Origin of the sequence: Phenylobacterium sp. (genome assembly GCF_036563385.1) — a bacterium.
In the GTDB taxonomy this organism is placed as follows: Bacteria; Pseudomonadota; Alphaproteobacteria; order Caulobacterales; family Caulobacteraceae; genus Phenylobacterium.
This window is the reverse complement of sequence record NZ_DATCML010000012.1, coordinates 87,891-112,590: the sequence shown is the minus strand read 5'-3', so window position 1 is coordinate 112,590 and position 24,700 is coordinate 87,891. Positions and strand designations below refer to the sequence as shown.

The 24,700-nt window shown below is 70.8% G+C and carries 26 protein-coding genes; 20 read left to right on the top strand and 6 right to left on the bottom strand.

From position 1 onward, the window contains the following. The first annotated feature begins 213 nt into the window (after positions 1 to 213). The 6 genes from VIL67_RS11740 (at position 214) to VIL67_RS11715 (ending at position 8,221) form a co-directional block, all read left to right on the top strand. Positions 214 to 810: a flagellar basal body-associated FliL family protein gene (locus VIL67_RS11740; RefSeq protein WP_332049081.1), complete on the top strand. Its 597-nt coding sequence runs from the start codon at positions 214 to 216 to the stop codon at positions 808 to 810. A gap of 33 nt (positions 811 to 843) precedes the next feature. Further along, positions 844 to 1,899: a flagellar motor switch protein FliM gene (fliM, locus tag VIL67_RS11735; protein WP_332049080.1), complete on the top strand. Its 1,056-nt coding sequence runs from the start codon at positions 844 to 846 to the stop codon at positions 1,897 to 1,899. Continuing rightward, a complete protein-coding gene (locus tag VIL67_RS11730; protein WP_332049079.1) occupies positions 1,899 to 2,402 on the top strand; it encodes a DUF6468 domain-containing protein in 504 nt (167 codons plus the stop codon). Before fliM ends, VIL67_RS11730 begins: the two co-directional genes overlap by 1 nt. Beyond that, a complete protein-coding gene (locus VIL67_RS11725) occupies positions 2,399 to 3,241 on the top strand; it encodes a MotE family protein (protein ID WP_332049078.1) in 843 nt (280 codons plus the stop codon). Before VIL67_RS11730 ends, VIL67_RS11725 begins: the two co-directional genes overlap by 4 nt. 4 nt (positions 3,242 to 3,245) lie before the next feature. Next, the gene (locus VIL67_RS11720; RefSeq protein WP_332049077.1) at positions 3,246 to 6,188 is read left to right on the top strand and encodes an endoglucanase; all 2,943 of its coding nucleotides are present in this window, start codon (positions 3,246 to 3,248) and stop codon (positions 6,186 to 6,188) included. A 62-nt stretch (positions 6,189 to 6,250) separates the two neighbouring features. Continuing rightward, the gene (locus VIL67_RS11715) at positions 6,251 to 8,221 is read left to right on the top strand and encodes a redoxin domain-containing protein (RefSeq protein ID WP_332049076.1); all 1,971 of its coding nucleotides are present in this window, start codon (positions 6,251 to 6,253) and stop codon (positions 8,219 to 8,221) included. A 58-nt stretch (positions 8,222 to 8,279) separates the two neighbouring features. On the opposite strand, the gene VIL67_RS11710 is transcribed toward VIL67_RS11715, so the two are convergent. From VIL67_RS11710 to VIL67_RS11695, 4 genes are all read right to left on the bottom strand, one after another. Then, on the bottom strand, positions 8,280 to 8,762 hold the full coding sequence (locus VIL67_RS11710; protein ID WP_332049075.1) for a GNAT family acetyltransferase: 483 nt from the start codon (positions 8,760 to 8,762) through the stop codon (positions 8,280 to 8,282). A 91-nt stretch (positions 8,763 to 8,853) separates the two neighbouring features. Next, positions 8,854 to 9,246 carry a GFA family protein gene (locus tag VIL67_RS11705; RefSeq protein WP_473964808.1) on the bottom strand — a complete coding sequence of 131 codons (393 nt, stop codon included), beginning with the start codon at positions 9,244 to 9,246 and terminating at the stop codon, positions 8,854 to 8,856. A gap of 108 nt (positions 9,247 to 9,354) precedes the next feature. Then, a complete protein-coding gene (gene fliP / locus VIL67_RS11700) occupies positions 9,355 to 10,041 on the bottom strand; it encodes a flagellar type III secretion system pore protein FliP (protein WP_414696208.1) in 687 nt (228 codons plus the stop codon). Between the two features lie 110 nt (positions 10,042 to 10,151). Continuing rightward, positions 10,152 to 10,436, bottom strand: coding sequence for a flagellar biosynthetic protein FliO (locus tag VIL67_RS11695; RefSeq protein WP_332049073.1), 285 nt, complete (start codon positions 10,434 to 10,436; stop codon positions 10,152 to 10,154). Positions 10,437 to 10,525: 89 nt separating this feature from the next. On the opposite strand from VIL67_RS11695, the gene flgB reads away from it, so the two are divergent. The 3 genes from flgB to fliE are packed head-to-tail and all read left to right on the top strand — an operon-like array spanning position 10,526 to position 11,722. Next, on the top strand, positions 10,526 to 10,954 hold the full coding sequence (flgB, locus tag VIL67_RS11690; protein ID WP_332049465.1) for a flagellar basal body rod protein FlgB: 429 nt from the start codon (positions 10,526 to 10,528) through the stop codon (positions 10,952 to 10,954). A 26-nt stretch (positions 10,955 to 10,980) separates the two neighbouring features. Next, positions 10,981 to 11,397 (top strand): flagellar basal body rod protein FlgC, encoded by a 417-nt coding sequence (flgC, locus tag VIL67_RS11685; protein ID WP_332049072.1) that lies wholly within the window; start codon positions 10,981 to 10,983, stop codon positions 11,395 to 11,397. A 10-nt stretch (positions 11,398 to 11,407) separates the two neighbouring features. Further along, entirely contained in the window at positions 11,408 to 11,722 is a 315-nt protein-coding gene (gene fliE / locus VIL67_RS11680) for a flagellar hook-basal body complex protein FliE (protein ID WP_414696206.1), read from the top strand. Positions 11,723 to 11,810: 88 nt separating this feature from the next. On the opposite strand, the gene VIL67_RS11675 is transcribed toward fliE, so the two are convergent. Continuing rightward, positions 11,811 to 12,323, bottom strand: a complete 513-nt coding sequence (locus tag VIL67_RS11675; RefSeq protein WP_332049071.1) for a superoxide dismutase family protein — start codon at positions 12,321 to 12,323, stop codon at positions 11,811 to 11,813. 59 nt (positions 12,324 to 12,382) lie between these two features. Between VIL67_RS11675 and VIL67_RS11670 the strand changes: the two genes are divergently transcribed. From VIL67_RS11670 to VIL67_RS11635, 8 genes are all read left to right on the top strand, one after another. Continuing rightward, positions 12,383 to 13,150 (top strand): ATP-binding cassette domain-containing protein, encoded by a 768-nt coding sequence (locus VIL67_RS11670; protein WP_332049070.1) that lies wholly within the window; start codon positions 12,383 to 12,385, stop codon positions 13,148 to 13,150. Continuing rightward, entirely contained in the window at positions 13,147 to 14,697 is a 1,551-nt protein-coding gene (locus tag VIL67_RS11665) for a glycine betaine ABC transporter substrate-binding protein (protein WP_332049069.1), read from the top strand. Before VIL67_RS11670 ends, VIL67_RS11665 begins: the two co-directional genes overlap by 4 nt. A gap of 115 nt (positions 14,698 to 14,812) precedes the next feature. After that, positions 14,813 to 15,076 carry a flagellar biosynthesis protein FliQ gene (gene fliQ / locus VIL67_RS11660; protein WP_332049068.1) on the top strand — a complete coding sequence of 88 codons (264 nt, stop codon included), beginning with the start codon at positions 14,813 to 14,815 and terminating at the stop codon, positions 15,074 to 15,076. 22 nt (positions 15,077 to 15,098) lie between these two features. Then, a complete protein-coding gene (gene fliR, locus VIL67_RS11655; RefSeq protein ID WP_332049067.1) occupies positions 15,099 to 15,854 on the top strand; it encodes a flagellar biosynthetic protein FliR in 756 nt (251 codons plus the stop codon). Between the two features lie 3 nt (positions 15,855 to 15,857). Continuing rightward, positions 15,858 to 16,946, top strand: a complete 1,089-nt coding sequence (gene flhB, locus VIL67_RS11650; protein WP_332049066.1) for a flagellar biosynthesis protein FlhB — start codon at positions 15,858 to 15,860, stop codon at positions 16,944 to 16,946. Positions 16,947 to 17,034: 88 nt separating this feature from the next. Further along, positions 17,035 to 19,098, top strand: a complete 2,064-nt coding sequence (cckA, locus tag VIL67_RS11645; RefSeq protein ID WP_332049463.1) for a cell cycle histidine kinase CckA — start codon at positions 17,035 to 17,037, stop codon at positions 19,096 to 19,098. A gap of 157 nt (positions 19,099 to 19,255) precedes the next feature. Beyond that, positions 19,256 to 20,329, top strand: a complete 1,074-nt coding sequence (locus tag VIL67_RS11640) for a tetratricopeptide repeat protein (protein ID WP_332049065.1) — start codon at positions 19,256 to 19,258, stop codon at positions 20,327 to 20,329. After that, a complete protein-coding gene (locus tag VIL67_RS11635; protein WP_332049064.1) occupies positions 20,326 to 20,574 on the top strand; it encodes a hypothetical protein in 249 nt (82 codons plus the stop codon). The genes VIL67_RS11640 and VIL67_RS11635 overlap by 4 nt, the downstream gene beginning before the upstream one ends. Here the strand turns inward: VIL67_RS11635 and VIL67_RS11630 are convergent. After that, entirely contained in the window at positions 20,552 to 21,445 is an 894-nt protein-coding gene (locus VIL67_RS11630; RefSeq protein WP_332049063.1) for a phytanoyl-CoA dioxygenase family protein, read from the bottom strand. The two genes, VIL67_RS11635 and VIL67_RS11630, sit on opposite strands and share 23 nt — an antisense overlap. 217 nt (positions 21,446 to 21,662) lie before the next feature. Here VIL67_RS11630 and VIL67_RS11625 point away from each other — a divergent pair, with 217 nt between their 5' ends. The 3 genes from VIL67_RS11625 to VIL67_RS11615 all read left to right on the top strand — a co-directional run bounded on the left by VIL67_RS11625 (position 21,663) and on the right by VIL67_RS11615 (position 24,698). Then, positions 21,663 to 22,379, top strand: a complete 717-nt coding sequence (locus VIL67_RS11625; RefSeq protein ID WP_332049062.1) for a hypothetical protein — start codon at positions 21,663 to 21,665, stop codon at positions 22,377 to 22,379. Next, complete coding sequence (locus VIL67_RS11620; protein WP_332049061.1) at positions 22,376 to 23,794, top strand: glycosyltransferase family 2 protein; 1,419 nt, start codon at positions 22,376 to 22,378, stop codon at positions 23,792 to 23,794. The genes VIL67_RS11625 and VIL67_RS11620 overlap by 4 nt, the downstream gene beginning before the upstream one ends. 85 nt (positions 23,795 to 23,879) lie before the next feature. After that, positions 23,880 to 24,698: an SDR family NAD(P)-dependent oxidoreductase gene (locus VIL67_RS11615; RefSeq protein WP_332049060.1), complete on the top strand. Its 819-nt coding sequence runs from the start codon at positions 23,880 to 23,882 to the stop codon at positions 24,696 to 24,698. Positions 24,699 to 24,700 lie beyond the last annotated feature (2 nt).

Genomic DNA, 24,700 nt, shown 5'->3' with positions numbered 1-24,700 from the left:
GGTCTGCCTGAACCCAAGCTCAACTCTCGCCGGCCTTCGCTGCAAGCATCGGGCCAGTCGAAAATCTCAGGAAATCCAGGAGTTAAGATGGTTAACGGGCGGCGCCCGGCGATTTCTGCCGGGCCCGATTTGCCGTCGTTAAGGTCCGTTAAAAACCGCTTCTTAACCAAACCGGGGCGATGGAGAGGAGGCTAGATTCTAAGGAACGCGCGCGTGGCCGACGATAAGGTCAAGGAAGCCCAAGAAGACGGCGCCGACGGCGACGCCGAAGGCGGCGGCAAGAAGAAGCCGCCGCTCAAGGTGCTGATCATCGCGGCCGCCGCCGCGGTGCTCGTGCTGGGCGGCGGGGGCGGCGCGGCCTTCTTCCTGATGAAGCCGAAGCCCGACGAGGCGCACGCCGAGAAGGGCAAGGACAAGAAGAAGGAAAAGAAGGGGAAGGAAGAGAAGGGCCACGGCGGCAAGGAGGGCGAGGGCGGCGGCGCCCAGGTCCGCGAAGGCCCCGATGGCGTGATCTTCTACACCATGCCCGACGTGGTGGTGAACATGCAGACCGCCGAGGGGCGGTCCACCTTCCTGAAGCTGAAGCTTACCCTCGAGCTGCCGGACGAGGAGACTGTCGAGCACCTCGACCCGAACATGCCGAGGCTGCAGGACATGTTCCAGACCTTCCTGCGCGAGCTGCGCCCCGAGGACCTGCAGGGCAGCCAGGGTTCCTACCAGCTGCGGATGGAGATCCTGCGGCGGGTCAACCTGGTGATCGCGCCCTCGAAGGCGAACGCCGTGCTCATCGAGGAGATGCTGATCAACTGACGCGCCCAAGGCGCGCCGGTTCGCAAGCTGCCCATGTCCGAAGAGAACGATCTCAACGCCAACGAATGGAACGCCGCCCAAGGGGAGGGCGGCGACGCCAGCAACGCGTCCGAGCGGATCCTGAACCAGGACGAGATCGACAGCCTCCTTGGCTTCGACCTGTCGGACGACGACGGCTCGGAACGCACCGGCATCCGGGCGATCATCAACTCGGCGCTGGTCTCGTACGAGCGCCTTCCGATGCTGGAGATCGTCTTCGACCGCCTGGTGCGGTTGATGACCACCTCGCTGCGGAACTTCACGTCCGACAACGTCGAGGTCAGCCTCGACAACATCTCCTCGATCCGTTTCGGCGACTACCTGAACTCCATCCCGCTGCCGGCGATCCTGTCCGTGTTCCGGGCGGAGGAGCTGAACAACTACGGCCTGCTCACCGTCGATTCGAACCTGATCTACTCGATCGTCGACGTGCTGCTGGGCGGCCGGCGCGGCACGGCGGCCATGCGTATCGAGGGCCGGCCCTACACCACCATCGAGCGCGTGCTGGTGCAGCGGATGGTCGAGGTGGTGCTGGCCGACGCCAAGGAGGCCTTCGAGCCGCTGACGCCGGTGAGCTTCACCCTCGACCGGCTGGAGACCAACCCGCGCTTCGCCGCCATCGCGCGGCCGGCCAACGCCGCCATCCTGGTGAAGCTGCGCATCGACATGGAAGACCGCGGCGGGCGAATCGAGCTCTTGCTGCCCTACGCGACCCTCGAGCCCATCCGGAAAATGCTGCTGCAGCAGTTCATGGGCGAGAAGTTCGGCCGCGACAACATCTGGGAAAGCCACCTGGCCACTGAGCTCTGGACCACCACCACGGAGGTCCGCGCTGTGCTCGACGAGCAGGAGGTCCCGCTCAAGCAGGTCCTGGACCTGAAGGTCGGCGACACCATCATGCTCAACGCCACGCCCGACAGCCTGATCGAGCTCAGGGCCGGGTCCATCCCGCTCACGCGCGGCCGCATGGGCCGCCGCAACAGCCACATCGCCGTCCGTGTGGAGGCGCCCCTGACGCCCACCGCGCGGCAAGCCGTCCAGAGGATCTGATGAGCATCATCGCGATCGGCCTGAACCTGATGCTCGCCGGCCTGCTGGCGGCGGCGCTCGCCATGGGGTGGCGGCTGAACAAACGCTTGCAGGCGCTGCGTGACAGCCATGACGGCTTCGCGCGCGCCGTGCGCGAGCTGAACGCCGCCGCCGAGCGCGCGGAGCAGGGGCTCGCCGACCTGCGCGCCGCCACCGACGAGGCCACCGACGCCCTCGGCGATCGCATCCAGAAGGGCCGCGACCTGGTCCACAAGCTGGAGCGGCTGATCGAGCAGGCTCCGGCAACGCCCACGCGGCGCCGTGAGATCGAGGACGACCGGGACGACGAACGCGCCCAGGAGCGCCGGTTGGGCGCCCTGCTCGCCGCGGCCCGCGAGGCGCGCAAGCGTCCCGAGCGGCTCGTGCGCGAGGCGCCGGCCCCGCGACCCCGCGCCAGCTTCGACGACGAGCTGTTCGACGACGAACCCCTCAGCCTGACGGACGTGCGGGGGGCCCGGCGATGAACAACATCCCCCGCATCCTGCCGCTTCTGGGCGTCGCCATGGGCGGCGTCCTTGCCGTGAACGCCCTGGCGGGCGCGCGAGGCCTGCCCGAGCTGGTCTCCGGCGCCCGGGCCTTCGCTGAGGAAACCGCCAAGGGCGGAAAGGCCGAGCACAAGCCGGACGGCGAGAAGGCGCCCGTGGGCGCCGCCAAGGACGCCGCCGCCCAGGCGGCCGCCCGCGGCGCGGCCTGTGCGCCCACCGCCGCGGAGCTTGCCAAGCAGGCCGGCTTGTCGCCCGCCGAGTTGCAGGTGCTGCAGAGCCTCGGCGCCCGCCGCGGCGAACTCGACCAGCGCGAGAACGCCATGGACACCCAGCTCGCCCTGCTGGCGGCGGCCGAGGCCAAGCTGGACGCCAAGGTCCGGGCCCTGAACGGCCTCAAGGGCGAGGTCCAGGGCCTGCTGCAGCTGGCCGACACCAAGGAGGCCGCCGAGATCGACCGGCTGGTGACGGTGTTCGAGGGCATGAAGGCCAAGGACGCCGCGCCGCGGATGGTGCTGCTCGACGACTCGGTGCGCATCCCGGTGGCGGCGAAGATGAAGCCGCGCGCCCTGTCGGCCATCCTGGCCCAGATGCCGCCGGCCGAGGCCAAGAAGCTCACGGAAGCCCTGGCCAAGCGGTTCACGGACGCCAAGGCCGCCGCCGCGCGGGCCGCCGCCGCGGCCGCCGACCCGGGTCCAACCGCCGCGCCGCCCGCCCAGCAGGCCGCGACGACGCCGCCGGCCAAGGGCCAGACGCCTGCGCCGCGCAAGGCGGCCGCCGCGCCGCCCGCCCCGGCTGCGCCGCAGGCGAAGGCCGGCTGATCCGATGAGCCTGCGCCGGGCCCTCCGCACCGGGGTGGCGGCCGCCTGCATCGCAGGCGTGGCCGCGCCCACGGGCGCTGCGCCGGGCGCCAGCGAACGCTTCGCCGCCCGCGGGCCGCTCGACGTGCGGGTCGCCCAGGCCGAAGGGTTCTCGCGCATCGAGTTCCACTGGGCGGGCGGCGCGCGCGCCACCACCCGCCGCGACGGGCAGCGGCTGATCCTCACCTTCAGCCGGGACGCCGACCCGGACATCGCGCGCCTGCGCACGTCGCCGCCCAGGTGGATCGAGGGGGCGGAGAAGCGCCACGTGGGCGGCCGGCTGGAAGTCGCCCTGCTGCTGGCGCAAGGCGCCGACGCCAAGATCGGCACGGCCGATGGGGCCACCTTCGTCAACGTCTTCGAGAAGCCGGCGCCGCCGCCTGAGCCCGAGAACGCCGTCACCGAGGCCGCGCCGCCGCCAGTCGAGCCCGAGCCGCCGCGGCCCAACCCGATCCCGCCTGGCGGCGTGGTCCCCATGCAGGCCAAGGTGGTCAACGGCCAGGTGCTGCTGACCTTCGACTGGGCCAACCCGGCCGGCGCCGCGGTCTTCCGGCGCGGCGGGTCGGTGTGGGTGGTGTTCGACGCCCCCGCCCGCCTGGACGTTTCACGAGCGCCGCTGGGCGTGCCACAGGTCGCCGGCATGGAGACCTTCCGGGGCTCGGATTACGCCGCGGTGCGCATGGAGGTCCCGCGCAGCGTCCCGGTCGCCGCCAAGGCCGAGGGGACCGCCTGGACGATCGCCATAGGCAACGGCGATCAGGCCGCGCCGGCGGTGGTCAAGGTCACCCGCGACGCGGTGCAGGGCCCGCCGCTGCTGCGCGCGGCCGTCGCCGGCGCCACCCGCGTCATCCGGCTCCCCGACCCCGGAGCTGGCGACGAGTTGAGGGTCGTCACCGCGCTCGGGCCCGCCAAGGGGATCCCGACGCGGCGCGACTTCGTGCAGATGGCCCTGCTGCCCTCGGTGCAGGGTCTCGCCATCGAGCCGCACGCCGACGACCTGCAGGTGTCGCGCGCCGGCGATCTGGTGGACATCGGTCGCGACAAAGGCCTCACCCTGTCCTCCGACTGGGCGGTGAAGGCCCGGGAATCTGAGCTTCTCGGCGCCCCACGCCGCGCCGCCATGCCCGGCCTGATCGACCCGGACTGGGGGAAGACCGGCGAACACGGTTTCCTCGCGCGCTACAACGCCCTGTTCGCCGCCGCGACCGAGGAGGCGGCCAGCAAGGACAAGGCCGCGCCGGTGGCCGCGCAGCTCGCGCTCGCCCGCTTCCTGGTGGGCTCGGAGCTGTCCTTCGAAGCCATCGGCGTATTGAACGCCGCCCTGAAGGCGCACCCGGAACTCGCGGACAACGCCGAGTTCCGCGGCTTGCGCGGCATCGCTCGTGTGATGGCGCGGCGCTACAGGGAGGCCGAGGCGGATTTCTCCGCGCCGGTGCTCTCGGAAGATGCGTCGGCGTCCCTGTGGCGCAGCTACATCGCCGCCCAGCAGGCGCACTGGCCCGAGGCGCGGGCCCAGTTCTCCAGGGGCCTGGAGGCCTTCTCTCTGTTCTCCCCCGTCTGGAAGGCGCGCTTCGCGCGCGGCGACGCCCAGGCGGCCCTGGCGATGGGCGACTATGCGGGGGCCGAGGCGCGCATCAAGCTGGCGCTCGCCGACAAGACCGACAGCCTGGAGGAGCTGGCCACGAGACTGGTGCAGGCCCGGATCGTCGAGATGCAGGGCGACCGCGAACGCGCGCTGCGGATCTACCTGGCGATCACCCGGGCGCCGCTGGAGTCCCTGGCCTCGCCGGCCCTGCTGCGCGCCACCCAGATCCAGGTGGAGACCGGCAAGATCACGCCGGTGCAGGCCGCCCAGACCTTCGACGGCCTGCGCTACCGCTGGCGCGGCGACGCCACCGAACTCGAAACCATCCGGGCGCTGGGCCAGCTCTACCTGAGCCAGGGGCGTTACCGCGAGGCGCTGGAGGCGCTGCGCTCGGCCGGCATGCGCCTGCCCGACCTGCCGGAGGCGGTGCAGTTGCAGGCCGACCTCGCGGGCGCGTTCCGGGGCCTGTTCCTGGACGGCCTCGCCGACGGGCTGGAGCCGATCCAGGCGCTGGCCCTGTTCTACGACTTCAAGGAGCTGACCCCGATCGGCGCCGACGGCGACCTGATGGTCCGCAAGCTGGTGCGGCGCCTGGTGGACGTGGACCTGCTGGGCCAGGCCGCCGAGCTCCTCAAGTACCAGGCCGATAACCGCCTCGACGGTGTCGCTCGGGCGCAGGTGGCCACCGACCTCGCCCTCATCTACCTGATGGACCGCAAGCCCGAGCAGGCGCTGCAGGCCATCAACTCGTCACGCACCACCATCCTGCCGTCGGCGCTGAACGCCGAGCGACGGCTGATCGAGGCCCGCGCCTGGGCGGGGGTCGGCCGCTACGATGGGGCGCTGGAGATCATCGAGCGGGACAGCACGCGCGAAGCGCAGGAGCTGCGCGCGGAGATCACCTGGAAGCAGAAGGACTGGGCCGCCGCCGGCCCGCTGTTCGAGAAGGCGCTCGGCGACCGTTGGAAGCGGCCCGAGCCGCTGTCCAGCGAGGAGGAAGGCAAGCTGCTCCGCGCCGGCGTGGCCTACAGCCTGGCCGGCGACGAGGCGGCGCTCGCTCGGCTGGAGGGACAGTACCGCGGCTTCTACGACCAGGCGCATAACCCGGAGGCGCTCAGGGTGGCGCTAACCGGGGTGCCCACCGGCCGCGTCAGCGCCGCGGATTTCGGGCGGATCGCCGCGGACAACGAGGCCTTCGCCGGCTGGGTGGCGCGTATGAAGGACCGTTTCCGTTCCCGGCCGTCTCCCACGGGCGGGCGTCCCGCCGCCGCCCCAGCTCCAGCGCGGCAGGCGGCTGCCGCCGCGCCTGCAGCCCGCGGTTGAGCCTGCAATAATCGCGAACAAAACCGCTGTTATTCCGTGCCCCAAGAACGGGAGGACGGCGGATGAAGCGGCTGGCGATCACGGGCGCGGTGGCCTTGGCGGCGGCGCTCGGCGGCCTGGCGGCCCAGGCGGGGCAGGCGGGCGCGCCCGCCGCTGCGGCGGCCGCCGTGCCTGCCCAGGTGGACGATTTCCAGTTGACCGACCAGACGCGGTTGGCGCACCGGCTCTACTACTACCACTACGCCCCGGCGATCGTGCTGATGAGCCAGACGAACGGCTCGGCTGCGTCTCGCGAGGCAGCCGCGCGGCTGGAGGCGCTGCAGGCCGCCTACAAGGACCGCGGCGTGCTGTTCTTTATGGTCAACTCGAACCTCGGCCAGTCTCGCGAGACGGCCGCCGCGGAAGCCGCGGCGCGCGGCTACACCATCCCCATCCTGATGGACGAGCAACAGCTGGTGGGCGAGCAGCTCGGCGTCCGGCGCGAGGGCGAGGTCTTCGTGATCAATCCGAAGACCTGGGGCGTGGCCTATCACGGCCCGGTCGACCGGGCGGGCGCGGCGCTCGACGCCGTGCTGGCCGGCAAGGCGCCCGCCCAGGCGCGGGTGGCGGTCACCGGCGGCAGGGCCATCGCGTTCCCTGACCGGGCGCGCGCTGCCGAATTCTCCAAGATCTCGTATGCCCGCGACGTGGCGCCGATCCTCCAGCAGAAGTGCGCCGGCTGCCATATCGCGGGCGGCATCGGCCCCTTCGCCATGGACAGCTACGAGGTGGTGAAGGGCTTCTCGCCGATGATCCGCGAGACGGTGCGGACGCGGCGCATGCCGCCCTACTTCGCCGACCCGCACATCGGCCGGTTCAAGAACGACCAGGGCCTGACCGCCGAACAGACCAAGACGCTGGTTCACTGGATCGAGGCCGGCGCGCCGCGCGGCGAGGGCGCCGACCCGCTGCTGGCCAACGCCGGCAAGACCGCGCCGGAGTGGCCCCCCTACCTCGGCAAGCCCGACGTGGTGGTCGACCTGCCCGCCTTCCAGGTGCCGGCCAGCGGCCTCGTCGAGTACCAGAACATGCGGGTGCCAAACCCCTTCAAGGAGGACGCCTGGCTGAAGGCGATCTCGATCCGGCCGGGCGACCGCACCGTTCTGCACCACGTGGTGTCCAATCACGTGCCGGACTCAAGCCGGCCGCGCTCCAAGATCCCAGGCGGATCAGTGGGCTCCTACACCCCGGGGGCCGAAGCCCAGGTGATCGCCGACGGCGCCGGGGCGCCGGTGCCGGCGGGCGGGCTGCTGAACTTCCAGATGCACTACACGACGACGGGCAAGGCCACGACCGACCGGACGCAGGTGGGCTTCTACACGCTGAAGACGCCGCCGAAGTACATCAAGCGCTCGGTGGTCATCGGCGACTTCGCCTTGATGATCCCGGCTGGCGCGCAGCGGCACCGCGAGGTGGCCTACATGACCTTCCCGGCCGACGCCTACATCTACACCCTCTACCCGCACGCCCACTACCGAGGCGCCCATGTGGAGCTGAAGGCCCGCACCCCCGACGGCAAGGAGACCATGCTGCTCTCCCTGCCGAAGTACGACTTCAACTGGCAGCGCGACTACGACCCGGTCGAGCCGATCCTCGTGAAGAAGGGGACCAAGCTGATCGCGACCTGGGTCTACGACAACTCGCCCCACAACCCGGCCAACCCCGACCCGAAGCGCAACGTCACCTGGGGCGAGCAGACGCCCGACGAGATGATGTACTTCCGGCTCAACTACCGCTGGGCCGACGAGACGGTGGACAACGTGCGCAACGACCTGCAGCAGGCGCTGTTCGCCTCGGGCATGATCGGCGCCCTGGACGACAACATCGACGGCAAGGTGCAGCTGGCCGAGCTGCGCGGCCGGCTGAAGGACGCCATGGGCGCGCGCTTCGGCGAGCTGGACAAGAACCGGGACGGGGGGCTGGACGGCGCCGAGCTGGCGGCGATCAGCCGCCGCGAGATGCGCCGGGCGGCGGAGGAGACGCCGGACCTCTGAGGCGTCGGTCTGGTCCTGTGGGAGCCGCGAAGGAGACCAAGATCGGGCGGAACTTGCGTCAGCCCTCGTGTTCCGCCTCGTCCGCGTCGTCGGCCGCGCCGACCTTCTCTTCGACCGTTGCGCTCAGCCGCTGGAAGATTCCGAGCCCAAGGAGCAGGGCCACCCCGCCCAGGATGAGCACGACGGGGTAGACGAGCTGGTCGAGGCTGCTCTGGCCGGCCTTCGACAGCGCCACCAGGGCGTCCATGAGCACGGCGATGATGATGACTGTGATGAACTTGGTGATGCTCCGGCGCGTCTCGGCCGCCTTGCGCATCTCGCGGCCGCGTCGCACCTCCTCGTCGTAGACGTAGCGCGCCACGTCGAACACAGCGAGCGAGAGGATCAGATAGCCGAGGGAGTTCACCATGGCGGTGACGAACGGCTTGCCCTGCATGAGCGCGCTGATGAGCGACACCGGGCCGGTGGCGACAAGCACGGCGGCGAAAGCCATCAGCACCAGGCTGGCGAGCGTGTAGAAGGCGGCGGCGAGACGGTTCATGCCCGTCGCCTACGCGTCTGCGCCGCCCTTGTTCCGTCGCGCCCGATCAGCGCCGTCAGCGACCAAGCTGTCGGCCGCCCGATGGGGCGGGTCAGCTGGGATATCGCTCGAACGTGGGGAGTTCGTGCAGGCTGGCCATCCACCCGATGCGTTCGGCGACCTGGATCTGCGCCGTGGGTTGGATCGCGCCGGGGTCATCGAGCGTCGCCGATTGCACGTCGACCAGGCCCGGGAAGATCTCTTCGTTGGTGTAGAACAAGCCTGTGCCGCACACCTCGCAGAAGTGGCGTCGTCCGTGCTCCGAGGACGCATAGACCCGGGTGGCGCCGTTGATCTTGATCTGGTCCGCGGGGACCATCGCCCAGGCGACCATCGGCGCCCCCGCCGAGCGCCGGCAGTCCGTGCAGTGGCAAAGGGCGCGGTGAATGGTTTGCTCGGGCATCTCGTATGTGACCGCCCCGCAGTGGCAACGTCCGGTGAGCATCGGCCCATCCTCCCATCTTCAACTGCGGGACATTAGCACCGGCCTGTCGCCACCGTGGTGGCGGCAGCGGCCACCGTGACGTCAGGATTCCGTGCGGGCCGCCACGCCCTATCCCGCCCCGGCGCCGCGCTGGAAGCTTTCGACCAGGGAGCCGCAGACGAGGCGCCAGCCGTCGACCAGGACGAAGAAGATCAGCTTGAAGGGGAGGCTGATGGTCACCGGCGGGAGCATCATCATGCCCATGCTCATGAGCACGCTGGCCACCACCAGGTCGATCACCAGGAAAGGGACGAACAGCAGGAAGCCGATCTCGAAGGCGCGCTTCAGCTCGCTGATCATGAAGGCCGGGGTGACCACGCGCAGCGGGGTGTCCTGAAGCGTCGGCGGCCGCTCGATGCGGGACAGGCGGACGAAGAGGGCGAGGTCGTCGCGGTCCACCTGGCTGAGCATGAAGGCCTTCACCGGTCCGCCGGCCGCGTCGAACGCCTGGGGCAGCTCGATCTGCTGGTCCATCAGCGGCTTGATGCCCTCCTGGTAGGAGCGCTCCAGCGTCGGGCCCATGACGATGGCGGTGAGGAACAGGGCCAGGGAGATGATCACCGAGTTCGGCGGGCTCTGCTGCAGGCCGAGCGCCGTGCGCAGCAGGGACAGCACCACCACGATCCGCACGAAGCTGGTGGTCATGATGACGATGGACGGGGCCAGCGACAGGACCGTCAGCAGCCCCATCAGCTGAACGACGCGCTCGGTCAGGCCCGCCCCGGTGCCGAGGTCGACGTTCAGCGCCTGGGCCATGGCGGCGGCCGGGAAGATCAGGAACAGGGCGGTGGTGACGGCGGCGAGACCGAGCGCGCGGCGCCACTCGTCGGCGGGCAGGGCGCGGATCGCCTGAAGTAGCTCCCGCATCAGGCGGCGTCCTTCGGCGGGCCGACGGCGACGCCTTCCGCCAGCACCCGGCCTTCGCCCAGCAGCAGCAGCATCTCCTGGCCATCGCAGGACACCAGCACCAGCCGGCGGGTGGGATCGAGCACCAGGTTCTCGACGATCGCGAGCCGGCGCTCGGCCTTGGGCTTGGCGAGCCGGGCCAGCGCGTCGGGGCCGAAGCGGCGTAGCATCACCGCGCCCAGGCCGATCAGGCCAAGGGTCAGGGCGAGTGCGAAAACGGCCCGGAGGAGGGCGGGAAAATCCATGCAGCTTCTGCCACTTAGAGGGTTCTGAGCGGCATTCGGGGGTGAATCCCTTAATCGCTGATTAACCCTGTTTATTCACCATGTTCGGCATGGACATCGGCGACATCCCGCTCTTCTCGATGCTGCGTGGCCGGCTCGGCTACCTGTCCGAGCGGCAGAAGCTGATCGCCCAGAACGTGGCCAATTCCGACACGCCGGGATTCGCGCCCAAGGACCTCAAGCCCTTCAGTTTCCAGGCCCCGCCCAAGGCGGCCGCTGCCCCGGGCCTGCGGCCGGCCGGTGTGCAGGCGGTGACCCACCCCGGGCACCTGCTGTCGCCGAGCAGCGCAGCCCAGGCCCGCGGCTACAAGCAGACCAAGGGCGAGGTCACCGAAACCACCCTCGACGGCAACGCCGTGTCCCTCGAGGACGAGATGCTGAAGATGACGGACGCGCGGATGAGCTACGACGCCGCCATCACCTTCTACCAGAAGTCCATGAACCTGCTGCGCATGGCCGCCCGCTCGCCGGGCCGCTGAGCAAGGCTGCGAAGGAGTAGCGTCCCATGGCCCCGCGTTCCCTCTCCGGTGTCGCCCAGGCGGTGGCCGCCTCGGCCATGCGCGCCCAGCAGGCCCGCATGCGGGTGATCGCCGAAAACCTGGCCAACGCCAATTCCACCTCGCGCACGCCGGGCGGCGACCCCTACCGCCGGCAGGCGCCGGTGTTCGAGCCGACGCGGGTGTCGGGCGCCCAGGGCGTGAAGATGACCGGCGTTCAGCCGGACCAGAAGCCGTTCAAGACCGAGTACGACCCAGGCGCGCCCGGGGCCGACGCCAACGGCTACGTGAAGCTGCCCAATGTCGATTCGCTGATCGAGGCGCTCGACATGAAGGAGGCGCAGCGCGCCTACGAGGCCAACCTCAACGTCATCGAGACCGCGCGGGCCATGGAATCGCGCACCCTCGACCTCCTGAAGAAGTAGGAGCTGACCGGTGATCAACGCGCTTTCCGCCGCCAAGGCCTACGCCGCCGTCCAGAAGAGCGCCGGGATCGACCCCGGGATGGGCGCGGGCGAGGTGGGCGGCGTCGGCGGCGGCTTCGGGGACATCCTGAAGACCGCCATGACCGACGCCATCAAGGCCTCGAAGCATGCGGAAGGCCAGATGGCGGCCCAGGTGGCCGGCCGGGCCGAGCTGGTGGATGTGGTCACCGCCATCTCCGCCGCCGAGGCCAGCCTGGAGACGGTGATGGCGGTCCGCGACCAGGTGATCAGCGCCTACCAGGAAATCATGCGGATGCCGATTTGAGCGCGTAGCGACTCATCTCGGCGAAAGCCGGATCCAAGCCGAGCCGCAGATTAGATTCCGTCTTTCGCCGGGATGACTCGCTGCGCGGTCACCTCACCGCGGCGCAGGCGACGCGCGCGCCGGCGCCGCCGATGGGCTGGCTGAGCTGGTCATCGGCATTGGCGTGGATCAGGACCGCCGAGCCGTCCTTGTCCTTCAGCTGGGGCAGGGTGATCAGGCTGGAGAACACCTCGGCCATCCCCGTCCCGTGGCTGTCCACATAGAGGTTCGGCAGGTCGCCCGTCTCGTTGGCCTTGGGGTTCAGCAGCCCGTGCACCCGCTCGCCGCCCGGATGGGTGTGGCCGCCCGCCGAGGTGAAGTCGGACTTCGAGCAGTCGGCCTTCTCGTGGAAGTGCAGGCCGTGCCAGCCGGGGGTCAGGCCCTTGGCCTCCACCCGCATCAGCACGCCCTTGGGCGCGGCGGTCAGGGTGACCTTGCCGATGGTCTCGCCGGCGGCGTTCTTCAGCTCGGCGGTGGTGGGCGCCGGGGCCTGGGCCTGGGTGGCGCCGGCCAGGAGGAGGCTCGCGGCGGCCGCGGCGCCGAGCAGCTTCAGAACGGTCATCGGGAACTCCTAACGCGTGGGGGGAGGGCGAAGCCTAGCAACCGTGTTAGGCCTTTTCCATGGCGGGGGCGGTGATCGAGCTGTCGGGCGTGGGCAAGCGCTATGGCGCGCACGCGGCGCTGTCGGGCGTGTCGCTGAGCGTCCAGGCGGGCGAGTTCGTGGCCCTGGTGGGGGGCTCGGGCTCGGGCAAGACCACGCTGCTCAAGACCATCAACCGGCTGGTGGCGCACGATGAGGGCGCGGTCCGAGTGGGCGGCCAGGACGTCGCCGCGGTCCCGCCGCACGTCCTGCGCCGCGGGATCGGCTACGTCTTTCAGGAAGTGGGCCTGTTCCCGCACCTGACCGTGGCCGAGAACATCGCGATGACGCCGCGCCTGCTGGGCTGGGGCGCCGAGCGGATCGCCGCCCGCACGGCCGAGCTGCTGGAGCTGGTGGCCCTGCCGGCGGAGGTCGGCGGCCGCACGCCCGATTCGCTCTCCGGCGGACAGCGCCAGCGCGTCGGAGTCGGCCGGGCGCTGGCGGCCGAGCCCGCGCTGCTGCTGATGGACGAGCCGTTCGGGGCGCTGGATCCCCTGACGCGCGACCAGCTGGGGGCCGACGTGCGCGCCCTGCACGACCGGCTCGGGCTGACCACCGTGATGGTCACCCACGACATGGCCGAGGCGGTGCTGCTCGCCGACCGCATTGTCGTGCTGAAGGCCGGTCGGGTTCTCGCCGACGGAGCGCCCGCCGCCCTGCTGGCGGAGACGCGCGACCCGGACGTCCGCGCCCTGCTGGAGGCGCCGCGCCGCCAGGCGGAGCGGCTGGCCCGGAGGCTCGGCGCGTGAGCCCTCAGTTCTCCGAAGCCTTCGCCCTCCTGCCGCAATACCTGGACTCGCACGTGCTGCTGTCGGCCAGCGCGCTGGTGCTGGGCGTCGCCGTCAGCCTGCCGTTGGCGGTGGGCGCGGCCCGCAGTCCGAGGCTGCGCTGGCCCGTGCTGGCCTTCGCCAGCCTCGTGCAGACCATCCCCAGCCTGGCGCTGTTGGCCCTGTTCTATCCCCTGCTGCTGGGGCTCTCGGCGCTGAGCCGCTCGCTGTTCGGCCATGGGTTCTCGGCGCTGGGTTTCCTGCCTTCCCTGTTGGCGCTGACGCTCTATTCCATGCTGCCGGTGCTCAGGAACGGCGCGGCCGGCGTCCTGGGCGTCGACCCGGCGGTGCGTGAGGCCGCCGACGGGGTCGGCATGACCTCGCGCCAGAAGCTCCTGGAGGTCGAGCTGCCCCTGGCCGCGCCTGTGATCATGGCGGGGGTCCGCACCGCCGCCGTCTGGACGATCGGGGCAGCGACGCTGTCGACCCCTGTAGGGCAGACCAGCCTCGGCAACTACATCTTCGCCGGCCTGCAGACCGAGAACTGGGTGTTCGTCCTCTTCGGCTGCGCGGCCGCGGCCCTGCTGGCGATGGCCGCCGACCAGCTGCTGGGCCTCGTTGAGGCGGGCCTGCGGCGTCGAAGCCGCCGGCGCGTGCTGGCGGGCCTGGCGGGACTGGCCGTCGGGACTGCCCTGGCGCTGGCCCCCCTGGCCGGGCTCGGCAAGGCGGCGGCCTATGTGGTCGGCGCGAAAAACTTCTCCGAGCAGTACATCCTGGCCGAGCTCGTCGCCGGCCGGCTCGAGGGTGCCGGGGCGGAGGTCAGCCGGCGCGACAACCTCGGCTCTTCCATCGCCTACTCGGCGCTCGCAGCCTCCGAACTCGACGTTTACGTCGACTACTCGGGAACGCTGTGGACCAATGTCCTGGGGCGCACCGACAACCCCGGCCGCGCGGCGGTGCTCGCCAGCCTCACCGCCGAGCTGAAGCGCCGTGACGGGGTGGTGGTGCTGGGCTCGCTGGGGTTCGAGAACGCCTACGCCTTCGTCATGCGCCCGGACCGGGCGCAGGCCCTGGGCGTGCGGACCCTGGACGACCTCGCTCGGGTCGCGCCGCAGCTCACCTTGGGCTCGGACCTCGAGTTCCTGTCCCGGCCGGAGTGGAAGGCCGTGGAGACCGCCTACGGGCTGAAGTTCGGACGCGCGCGTTCCTACCAGCCGACCTTCATGTACCGCGCCCTGGCCGGCGGCGAGGCCGACGTGATCAGCGCCTTCTCCTCCGACGGCCGGATCGCCGCCGATGGCCTGGTGGTGCTGGAGGATCCCAAGGGCGCGATTCCGCCCTACGACGCGGTGATCCTGGTCGCGCCAGAACGGGCGGGCGACGACCAGCTGCTGAGCACGCTGCGGCCGCTCGTGGGGGCGATCCCCGTGGAGGCCATGCGGGCGGCGAACTACAGCGTCGACCGGGATGCGGAGAAGGCGAGCCCCGCGCAGGCGGCCCGGGCGCTTGGGGCGCAGCTGCGGCGGTGAGGCCGGCCCCCCTCCGCCTCCGCCGTTAACCATTTAGCCCTTCGTTAACCATGCGGGACCAGTCTGCACGGGTCGGCGCGCGGCGCCGATTCCGTAAGCTTTCCACGAGGTTCCCATGAACGGCGCCGAGGTTCTGGACGTCGGGCGCGACGCCATCTGGCTGACCATCCAGCTCTGCGCGCCGGTGCTGATCGTGGGCCTCGTCGTGGGTGTGGGCGTGGGCCTGCTGCAGGCGCTGACCCAGATCCAGGAGCAGACCCTGGTGTTCGCCCCGAAGATCGTGGCGATCTTCGTCTCCCTGCTGGTCTTCCTGCCGCTCATGGGCGCCCTGATGAGCGGCTTCATGCGGCACATCGCGGCCCGCATCTCGGCCATGTGAGGCAGGCCGACAGGCCGCCGCCATGGAATCCTACGCCACAGCCCAGCAGGTCTACGCCGCAGGCCTGCTCTTCGCCCGGCTGGCCGCCATCGTCATGCTGATCCCCGGCATCGGCGAGGCGTTCATCCCCGCGCGCATCCGGCTGGCCCTCGCCTTCGTCATGGCGCTGGCCCTGTTCCCGGTGATCGGGCCCAGCGTGCCGCCCATCCCGGGCGCGGTCAGCGGCGTGGCCGGCGCGGTGATCAAGGAGACCGCCATCGGCCTGATCATCGGCGGCATCCTGCGGCTGTTCATGTCGTCCCTCGCGGCGGCGGGCGAGATCATCTCCATCCAGACCACCCTGGCCTTCTCGCAGACCGCCAACCCGATGCAGGCGCAGCCGTCCACCACCCTGGGCACCTTCCTGGGCCTGATCGGCATCCTGCTGGTGATGACCACTGGCCTGCACCACCTGTTCATCGGCGCGATCGTCAGGTCCTACGACCTCTTCCCCTTCGCCCGTCAGGTGATGGTGGGCGACGCCGGCCAGCTGGCTATCGAAACCGTGGGCAAGTCCTTCGCGCTAGGCCTACAGCTCTCGGCCCCGGTGCTGGTCTTCTCCCTGGTTCTGAACATCGCCATCGGCGTGGTCGGGCGGGTGATGCCGCAGTTCCAGGTGTTCTTCGTCGCCACGCCAGTCATGGTGCTGGCGGGGCTTTCCGTCTTCGCGCTCTCGCTGGGGGTGATGGGCGTCGTCTGGACCGATCGCTACCGCGATCTCCTGAGCCGCTTCGGGTGAGGCATGGCTGAAGAGAACGACGGCGCATCGAAAACAGAAGAGCCTACCCCGCGAAAGCTCGAGCAGGCGCGGGCCAAGGGCGATGTGCCCAAGACCTCGGACCTGCCGCAGTTCCTCTCGTTCTTCGCGGTGGTCGGCTTGCTGGCGATCGCTGGCGGCGGGCTGTCCCGCAACCTGGCGATGGACCTCCTGCCGTTCATCGCCGACCCGGATGGGATCAACGTTTCCACCGGCTCGGGTGCGGGCCTTGCGTGGCGCGCGGCGCTGGCGGCGGCCCCGATCATCGTCGGCGTGATGCTGGCCGCCGCCTTCGCGGGCGCGGCGGGCAACCTCGTCCAGACGGGGCTGATGTTCACGCCCGACAAGCTGAAGATGGACTTCAAGAAGCTCTCGCCCATGCAGGGCCTGAAGCGGCTCTTCGGGCTGGACGCCCTGATGCAGTTCTTCAAGGGCGTGGTGAAGATCATCATCGTCAGCTTCCTCGTCTGGTGGGTGCTGAAGCCGCACCTGATGCCGATGATGCGCCTGGCCAACATGGAGCCGGCGATGATCCTGCCGATGACCGTCGACATCCTGCGCCGGCTGGTGTTCGCGGTCTGCGGCCTGCTGCTGCTGGTCTCTGGGGCCGACTGGTTCTGGCAGAAGCAGCGCTTCATGGTCCGGATGCGCATGTCCAAGGAGGAGCTGAAGGAGGACTTCAAGCAGACCGAGGGCGATCCGCACGTGAAGGCGCGCCAGAAGCAGATCCGCTTCACCCGCGCCCGCCAGCGGATGATGCAGGCGGTGCCCAAGGCCACCGTGGTGGTGATGAACCCCACCCACTACGCCGTGGCGCTGAAGTATGTGCAGGGCGAGGACGACGCGCCGCAGTGCGTGGCCAAGGGCCTGGACAGCCTCGCGCTCAAGATCCGCGCTATCGCGGAGGAGGCGGGCGTGCCGGTCATCGAAGACCCGCCGCTGGCGCGGGCCCTCTACGCGGCGGTGGACATCGAGGAGACGATCCCGCCCGCGCATTACGAGGCCGTGGCGAAAATCATCGGCTTCATCCTGAACGGCGGAAAGAAGGCCGAGCGCCGGGCGAGGCCCCTATGAGGGCCTGTGACAATCCGGGGGCTGTGAGAAGATTGGCATGAGTGATTCGATAGAGTTCCCCGCCCACCGACCGGAGACGCCGCGCGCCATGGCCGAGCGCCAGCCGAAGCGCCGCGGGTTCGACCCGCTCACCGCCGCCGCCGTGGCGTTCTTCCTGCTCGCCGTGGCGCTAGCCGCCACGCCGGCGCTGAACGCCGGGCCGGCGACGCTCGCCGGCCTGCTGCTGCTGATCGGACTGGCGGGCGTGGCCTGTCTGGGCCTTTTCGTGCTGCGCAGCGCCGTGGATCCCACCGCCGAGGCCGAGCCCGCCGCCGACAAGCTGATCGAGGCGCTCTCGGAACCGGCGGCGATCGCCAGCGCCGACGGTCGGCTGCAGGCCTGCAACGCCGCCTGGAAGCAGGCCATGGGCCCGGCCACGCGCCTGCCGAAGTCGGGCGCCTCGGCCGCCAGCCTGTTCGCCGCGCTCGCCGCCGCCCGCAAAGGGGAGACCGGCCGGGCCTCGATCCGCAACAACGGGACCGATCTGGAGCTGACGGTATCGCCCCTGGGGCCGCGTCGCTTCCTGGTCCGCCTGCCGGGTCCCGCGCCGTCGCTCGCGCTGCCGGCCGCCGCCCTGGAGGTGATTCACGCCGTCTCCACCGCCAGGAGCCCGCCGCCCAAGGTGCTGGACGCCTTCGCCGCGGCCTCGCCATTCGGCGCGGCCTTGCTGGACGGCGAGGATCCGTTCGAGGCGAAGATCCTGGAGGCCAATCCGGCCCTGAAGGCCGTGGCCGGCGGGGGCGATGTCGGCCAGCCCTTCGGCCAGCTGATCGACCCGGCCTCGCGCGCTGACGCCGCCCAACGGCTGGCCGCGGGCAACCAGGTGGGCGCGCTGGAAGTGCGCCTGGCCCACGACCCCGTCCGCATCGCCCACCTCTACCTGGCGAAGTCCGAGGGCCGCTGGGTCGCCTACCTGGTGGACGTCTCCGAGCAGAAGCAGATCGAGCTGCAGCTAGCTCAGAGCCAGAAGATGCAGGCCATCGGCCAGCTGGCCGGCGGCGTGGCGCACGACTTCAACAACCTGCTCACCGCCATCTTCATGCAGCTTGACGTGCTGGCCTCGCGCCACCCGGTCGGCGACCCCTCCTACGAGGGCCTGAACGAGATCCGCCAGACCTCCACCCGCGCCGCCGATCTGGTCCGCAAGCTGCTGGCCTTCTCGCGCAAGCAGACCGTCCAGCGCGAGGTGCTCGACCTTGGCGAGCTGATCAGCGAGTTCGAGGTCCTGCTGCGCCGGGTGCTCTATGAGGATGTGAAGCTGGTCACCGACTACGGCCGCAACCTGCCGCAGGTGAAGGCCGACCGCGGCCAGCTCGAAACCGCGGTGATGAACCTCGCGGTCAATGCGCGCGACGCCGTGCGCGCCCACGGCGGCGGCCAGGTGAAGATCCGTACCGCGCGGCTCACCCAGGAGCAGGCGAACCAGCTCGGCTATCCGGGCGCCCAGGGCGACCAGGCGCTCATCGAGGTCTCGGACGACGGCCCCGGCATCGCGCCCGAGATCATGGAGAAGATCTTCGAGCCCTTCTTCACCACCAAGCCGGTGGGCGAGGGGACGGGCCTGGGCCTCGCCACCGTCTACGGCATCGTCAAGCAGTCGGACGGCTGGATCAGCATCGACAGCCGACCCGGCGAGGGCGCCGCCTTCCGCATCTTCCTGCCGATCCACGTGCCCTCGGCCGTCTCCCCGCCTGCGGCCCCGGTCCAGCCGAAGCGGCCGGTGGCCCGCGACCTGTCGGGCGCCGGCCGGATCCTGTTCGTCGAGGACGAGGACGCGGTGCGCGGCGTCGCCGCCAAGCTGCTGCGCGCCCGTGGCTACGAGGTGATCGAGGCGGCCTCCGGCGAGGAGGCCCTGGAGCTCGCCGAGGAGCACGCCGGCCAGATCGACCTGATGATCTCCGATGTGGTCATGCCCGGCATGCAGGGCCCGGACCTGCTGAAACAGGCCCGCGGCTACCTGGGCGCCGCCCCGGTGATGTTCATCTCCGGCTACGCCGAGAGCGAGTTCTCCGACCTCCTGGAAGGCGAGACGAACGTCTCCTTCCTTCCCAAGCCGATCGACATCAAGACGCTCGCCGAACGGGTGAAGCAGGAACTCCAGAAGGCGGCGTAGGCGGGGAGAGCCGACGCTCGTGTTCCTGCGGCGCGCGCGGTCTTGGTATTTCCTCCCGCGGACAGGGAGAGAGGGAGCGGACGCGTTGCGCCGACTTGCGCTTGCAGGAGCGCCGCCGCAAACATCCTCAACCCTCTAGCCGCCGAGTACGCCGCCCGTGTCCAAGCCTGCGCCCAAGACCATGAGCCTCGCCGAGGCGTTCGCCCGCGGGGTCGCGGCCGGGCGGGCGGGACGGGTGGCGGAGGCGGAGGCGGTCTATCGAGCGATCCTGAAGGCGGCGCCCGTTCCGGAGGCCTTTCGGAACCTTGGGCTGCTGCTGGACGAGCAGGGGCGCGGGCGGGAGGCCGAAGCCGTCTATCGCGCGGCGCTGGAGGCGAACCCGCAGGACCCCGTCGCCCAGCTCAACCTCGCCTTGCTGCTGCTGAAGGACGGCCGCTACGCCGAGGGCTGGCCTCTGTTCGAGAGCCGGTTCGCCCGCCCGGGCGCCTGGCCCAAGCCGAGTCTCTCCTTCCCTGAGTGGCAGGGCGAGCCGGTGCGCTCCCTGCTGATCTGGCACGAGCAGGGCCTGGGCGACCAGATCCAGTTCGCCCGCTACGCGCCTGTGCTCAAGGCGCGAGGACTCGACGTCACCCTCGTCTGCAACCCGGCGCTGGCCCGGCTGTTCGCGCCGCTGGGCGTCACCATTGTACCGGCCGAGGGGCGGCCGACGGTGCCGCGCCATGACGCCTGGGTGATGGCTGGCGGCTTGCCGCGCCTGTTGGGAACGACGCTCGAAACCATCCCCCCCGCACCTTATCTTCCCGCCGCCGCCGGTGGGGCGGGCATAGGGCTCGCCACCCGTGGCAATCCGAACCATCCCAAGCACGCGATCCGCTCCCTGGACGCAGAGACGGAAGCGGCGCTGCGCGCGTTGCCGGGCGTGGTCAGCCTTCAGCCTGAGGACAGCGGCGCGAAGGACATGGAGGACACCGCCCGGATCATCGATGGCCTGGGCCTGGTGATCACCGTCGACACCAGCGTGGCCCACTTGGCCGGGGCCATGGGCAAGCCGTGCTGGGTGCTGCTGCCGACCGACGTGGACTGGCGCTGGCTGCGCGATCGGGCGGACAGCCCGTGGTACCCCTCGGTGCGACTATTCCGCCAGCGGTCCGCCGGCGACTGGGCGCCGGTCCTCGCCGAGGTGCGCGCCGCCCTCGGCGCGCGGGATGAACGCGAGTGGAGGAGCCGATGAGCAGCGATCTCCAGCTTAAGGGGCGGGGTCGCCTCCCGGTCAGGGTCAAGGCCGGCGAGGCGGTGGGAACCGGCGCCCTGGGGGCGGCGGCGCTGGGCGCGCTTGCCGTGGGGGCGCTGGCGTTCGGCGCGATCGCCGTCGGGCGGCTGGCGGTCGGCAAGATGGCCATCCGGCGGCTGCGCATCGGCCGCCTGGAGGTCGACGAGCTGGTGGTGCGGAAGGTCAGCCCGCCGCCGCGGCGCTGACTGGGGCCGCCGCGCCATAGGGGCTCAGGTCGATGCCGGGATAGCGGAGCGCGACGTCGCACAAGGTCTGTTCGTTCCAGTAGGGGTCGCCCGGCGGCGGCCAGCCGAACAGGTCGCGCTGGCGCGGCGTCATCTTCACCATCGCCTCCTTCCAGCCGGGCCGCAGCGACTGGTCGGGCCAGGCGAGCTTGCCCTGCCAGCGCCAGCCCCGCGGCTTGAAGTCGATGGGCATGACGAAGCGCGAGCGGCCTTCGGCCTTGAAGTTGGAGCCGCGGTGAAAGACGTCGGTGCGGTAGATCAGCATCGAGCCGGCCGGTCCGGTGACGGCGATCTCGTCGTCGAAGAAGTCGCCCATTGTCGTCTGGCTCACGCCGATCGGGATGTGGCGGGTCTTGTCCACGGGCACGACCTTGGTGGGGCCGTCCAGCTCGGTCACGTCCGACAGCAGGATGAAGCAGGTCATCTGCGCCATGGTCTGGTCGGCGCGCGGGACCACGATGGTGTGGTTCTCGTAGTCGCGGTGGTGGTGCTGGTCGTAGTCGACGGCGCCGGCGTACTTGGCCCAGAGCTCGATCTTGTAGCAGTCGATCTCCGTCGTGCCGCAGAACCGCTCGGCCGCGTCGATCAGGTCGGGGTAGACCGCCACCCGGTTCAGCGCCCAGGACGGGTAGGGGAAGAAACGCAGGCCGGCGAACTGGCTGCGGGTGAACTTCGCGTAGGCGCCGGGATCGGCGAAGTAGGCCGCCGGCGTCGGATAGATCTCCCACAGGGCGTCCTGCGCCGCCGAGAGCGTCTCGCGATCCAGAAACCCCTCCACGACCGTGAAGCCGCGGTCCCAGACCTCGGCCAGCTTGGCGTCCGGTATCCGCATCCGCCTGTCCTCCTGGCGCCGAGGGAAGCGCGGTCCGGGCGTCGCCGCAAGGGCGCGGCGACGTGCTGGGTGGCGCACAACCTCCGGAAGACCCGCCGCGGTCCCTCTAATCCTCCGGTGGCGGGTCTTGTAACCACTCGGTAAGTTCCTGTTTTTCCGGGATTAAGTCCGCTGCGGTACAGCTTGGCCCGAGACCCACGGCAGAAAGCTGCGCAGCATGTTCGATCCCGTCGCGGCGGCCTTGGCCTCCGCAGGCCTGGCGGCGCTGTCCCTGGCGTGGTTCGGGGTGCTGCTGGCCTGGCACGGCCTGCACGCCCGCAGCGAGACCCGTCGCGCCGCGCAGCGCGCCGAGGCCGAGGCCCTGCTCGACGCCATGGAGACCGGCCGGGCGTCGGCCGCCGAGGCTGTCGCGGCGTTGCGGCGACGGCCCGCCGTGCTCGCGGAGGCGCTTGCCACCCGGCGCGTCGGCGGCCCGGCCGCCGCCCGTCTGGCCAGCGCGGTGGAGTCCGCCGGCCTCGCCGAGGTGCTGCGCCGGCGCGCCGAACGCGCTCGCGGGCCGGCGCGCCTGGTCGCCATCGACGCCCTGGGCGCCTTGCCCGGCCCGGAGACCGCCCGGGTGCTGCGCCGGATCTGGTTCTACGGGCGAGGCGAGGCGCGGATCGCCGCCCTTCAGGCTCTGGAGGAGTTCGGGCGGCCGCTGCCGCTCGGGGCGGTGCTGCGCAGCCTTGACCACGACGACGTGGTCGCCTCGCGCCGGCTGATCGCCCTTCTCGAGGTGCTGGTCCGCGGCCGGCCGGAAACGGCCGCCCGCCTGGCGCACTCGGGCAAGCTCACCCTCCGGACCCGCGCCGCCCTGCAGCAGGCCATCGACCGGGCGGCCTGCCCGGCCGGGCGCCGCGCCCGCCGGGCCACGCGGCCCCGCGTGGCCGCATGAGCGAGCTGCTCGTCCAGGCGGCTCCGGCGGCCCTGTTCGTCGCCCGGGGGCTGGAGGCCCTGGTGGTCCTGGCTGGGGTGACCCAGAGCGTCAGCTACGTCTGGCAGTTGCTGCTCGCCGCCTTCGTCATCGCGCGCCGCCCGCCCGTCACCGAAACGGCCATCCTGCGCCGGCGCTATGCGGCGGCCGCGCCGCGCATCTCCATCCTCGTCCCGGCGCACAACGAGGCTGCGACGATCATCACCAGCGTCCGCTCGCTGCTCGCCTTGGACTATCCCGACTTCGAGGTGCTGGTGGTGGACGACGGCTCGACCGACGCCACGCTCGGCTGCCTGGTGGAGGCGTTCGGCCTGCGCGAACGGCGAGGCCGCACCGCCTGCGGCGCGCGCCGCTTCGGCGCCCGTGCCGAGGGCAGGCTGCGGGTGCTCAGCAAGCTCAACGGCGGCAAGGGCGACGCCCTGAACGCCGGCCTCGCCGAGGCCGACGGCGAGCTGGTGTGCGTGATCGACGCCGACTGCGTGCTCGAGCCCGACGCCCTGCTGCGCGCGGCCCAGCCCTTCATCGACCATCCTGACGAGGTGGTCGCCGTGGGCGCCACCATCCGGCCTGTGAACGGCTGTCGGGTCACGCCCGAGGGACGGGTGGAGGTGGACACGCCGCGCAATCCGCTCGCCCTGCTGCAGACGGTGGAGTACCTGCGCGCCTTCATGTCGGCCCGGCTGGCCTGGAGCCAGCTGGGCGCGCTGACCCTGATCTCCGGCGCCTTCGGCCTGTTCCGGCGTGACGTCCTGGTGGAGATCGGCGGCTACAGCACCACGACGCTCGGCGAGGACCTGGAGCTGGTCGTCCGCCTGCGCCGCCACCTGCAGGACGGCCATCGGCAGGGCCGGGTGGTGTTCATCCCTGAGCCCCTGTGCTGGACCGAGGCGCCGGAGGACCTCGCTGTGCTGCGGCGTCAGCGCGTGCGCTGGCAGCGTGGCGCGCTCGAGACCTTCGCCGCCCATTGGCCCATGCTGTTCCACCGCCGCTACGGCCGGATCGGCCTGCTGGGGCTCGGCCGCATTCTGCTGGTAGACGTCATGGGGCCGATCCTGGAACTGGCGGGCTGGAGCCTGCTCCTGCTGTTCTGGGCGTTGGGGGCGCTCTCCACCGACCATGCCCTGGCCTACCTGGCGCTGGCGATCTCGTTCGGGGTCGCCATCAGCCTTTTCACCCTTTCCCTCGAGGAGGCCGAGCTGCGCCGCTTCCCGCGCACCCGCAGCCTGGTCGCTCTGGCCGCCGCTGCGGTGCTGGAGAACTTCGGCTATCGGCAGCTCAACACGCTCTGGCGGATCGAAGGCACGCTGCGCCACTTCACCACCCCGCCGAGCTGGGGAACCATGACACGCAAGGGGTTCGCACCCGCCGCCGCCTGACTCCCCGCTTTGAGCCCTCTTGCGTCCGTCGCCCGCAGGGGCGAGCGTCTGGCCCATTAGAACAAAAGCCATTTGGGAGGACGCGATGGGTGAGGCTCGGATCAATCCGAACGGAACGCTGCGGGGGAAGACGGCGCTGGTCACTGGCGCCAGCCGCGGCATCGGCGAAGCCATCGCCGCCCGGCTGGCCATGGAAGGGGCCCGGGTGGTCTGCTCGGCCCGCACCGCTGAGAGCGGCGACAGCAAGCTGCCCGGCACCCTGCATGACACCGTGGACCGCATCCGCCGGGCGGGCGGCGAAGCCACCTTCATCAGGGCCGACCTCTCCTCGGCCGAAGACCGGGAACAGCTGGTGGCCCAGGCCGCGGAGGCCTACGGCCCTGTGGACATCCTGGTGAACAACGCCGCGGTCACCTTCTTCATCCCGGTGGAGACCTTCCCGGAGAAGCGCTTCAAGCTGATGATGGAGGTTCAGGTCTGGGCGCCCTTCCACCTGGCCCAGCTGGTGCTGCCCGGCATGCGCGAGCGCAAGCAGGGCTGGATCGTGAACATCTCCTCGCCGGCCGGCATCCATCCGAAGTTGCCGTTCGCCAGGGGCCGTGGCGGCACCGTCTACGGCATGTGCAAGGCGGCGCTGGAGCGCTTCACAACCGGCCTCGCCTCGGAAGTCTACGAGGACAACGTTGCGGTGAACGTGGTCTCGCCCGGCCTGGTGGACACCCCCGGCGTCGCGGTGCACGGCCTGATCAACGAGCAGACCAAGGACCGCGTGCAGCCCATCGAGTACATCGCGGAAGCCGTCTACCGTCTCGCCTCGGGCGATCCCAAGACCATGACCGGCCGCATCGACTACGCCGAGCCGCTCCTGAAGGAGCTCTCCGTCCAACCGGCGGAGCTGGTCTGAGG

Excerpts from the sequence above, each read along its gene's own strand:
- fliR (WP_332049067.1), top strand. The coding sequence starts at position 15,099 with ATGGAATCCTACGCCACAGCCCAGCAGGTCTACGCCGCAGGCCTGCTC.
- VIL67_RS11715 (WP_332049076.1), top strand. The coding sequence starts at position 6,251 with ATGAAGCGGCTGGCGATCACGGGCGCGGTGGCCTTGGCGGCGGCGCTC.
- VIL67_RS11730 (WP_332049079.1), top strand. The coding sequence starts at position 1,899 with ATGAGCATCATCGCGATCGGCCTGAACCTGATGCTCGCCGGCCTGCTG.
- VIL67_RS11630 (WP_332049063.1), bottom strand. The coding sequence starts at position 21,445 with ATGCGGATACCGGACGCCAAGCTGGCCGAGGTCTGGGACCGCGGCTTC.
- VIL67_RS11705 (WP_473964808.1), bottom strand. The coding sequence starts at position 9,246 with ATGCTCACCGGACGTTGCCACTGCGGGGCGGTCACATACGAGATGCCC.
- fliQ (WP_332049068.1), top strand. The coding sequence starts at position 14,813 with ATGAACGGCGCCGAGGTTCTGGACGTCGGGCGCGACGCCATCTGGCTG.
- VIL67_RS11625 (WP_332049062.1), top strand. The coding sequence starts at position 21,663 with ATGTTCGATCCCGTCGCGGCGGCCTTGGCCTCCGCAGGCCTGGCGGCG.
- VIL67_RS11635 (WP_332049064.1), top strand. The coding sequence starts at position 20,326 with ATGAGCAGCGATCTCCAGCTTAAGGGGCGGGGTCGCCTCCCGGTCAGG.
- flgC (WP_332049072.1), top strand. The coding sequence starts at position 10,981 with ATGGCCCCGCGTTCCCTCTCCGGTGTCGCCCAGGCGGTGGCCGCCTCG.
- fliM (WP_332049080.1), top strand. The coding sequence starts at position 844 with ATGTCCGAAGAGAACGATCTCAACGCCAACGAATGGAACGCCGCCCAA.
- VIL67_RS11725 (WP_332049078.1), top strand. The coding sequence starts at position 2,399 with ATGAACAACATCCCCCGCATCCTGCCGCTTCTGGGCGTCGCCATGGGC.
- VIL67_RS11695 (WP_332049073.1), bottom strand. The coding sequence starts at position 10,436 with ATGGATTTTCCCGCCCTCCTCCGGGCCGTTTTCGCACTCGCCCTGACC.
- VIL67_RS11620 (WP_332049061.1), top strand. The coding sequence starts at position 22,376 with ATGAGCGAGCTGCTCGTCCAGGCGGCTCCGGCGGCCCTGTTCGTCGCC.
- VIL67_RS11615 (WP_332049060.1), top strand. The coding sequence starts at position 23,880 with ATGGGTGAGGCTCGGATCAATCCGAACGGAACGCTGCGGGGGAAGACG.
- VIL67_RS11720 (WP_332049077.1), top strand. The coding sequence starts at position 3,246 with ATGAGCCTGCGCCGGGCCCTCCGCACCGGGGTGGCGGCCGCCTGCATC.
- VIL67_RS11670 (WP_332049070.1), top strand. The coding sequence starts at position 12,383 with ATGGCGGGGGCGGTGATCGAGCTGTCGGGCGTGGGCAAGCGCTATGGC.
- VIL67_RS11675 (WP_332049071.1), bottom strand. The coding sequence starts at position 12,323 with ATGACCGTTCTGAAGCTGCTCGGCGCCGCGGCCGCCGCGAGCCTCCTC.
- fliP (WP_414696208.1), bottom strand. The coding sequence starts at position 10,041 with ATGGCCCAGGCGCTGAACGTCGACCTCGGCACCGGGGCGGGCCTGACC.
- flgB (WP_332049465.1), top strand. The coding sequence starts at position 10,526 with ATGGACATCGGCGACATCCCGCTCTTCTCGATGCTGCGTGGCCGGCTC.
- flhB (WP_332049066.1), top strand. The coding sequence starts at position 15,858 with ATGGCTGAAGAGAACGACGGCGCATCGAAAACAGAAGAGCCTACCCCG.
- cckA (WP_332049463.1), top strand. The coding sequence starts at position 17,035 with ATGGCCGAGCGCCAGCCGAAGCGCCGCGGGTTCGACCCGCTCACCGCC.
- VIL67_RS11710 (WP_332049075.1), bottom strand. The coding sequence starts at position 8,762 with ATGAACCGTCTCGCCGCCGCCTTCTACACGCTCGCCAGCCTGGTGCTG.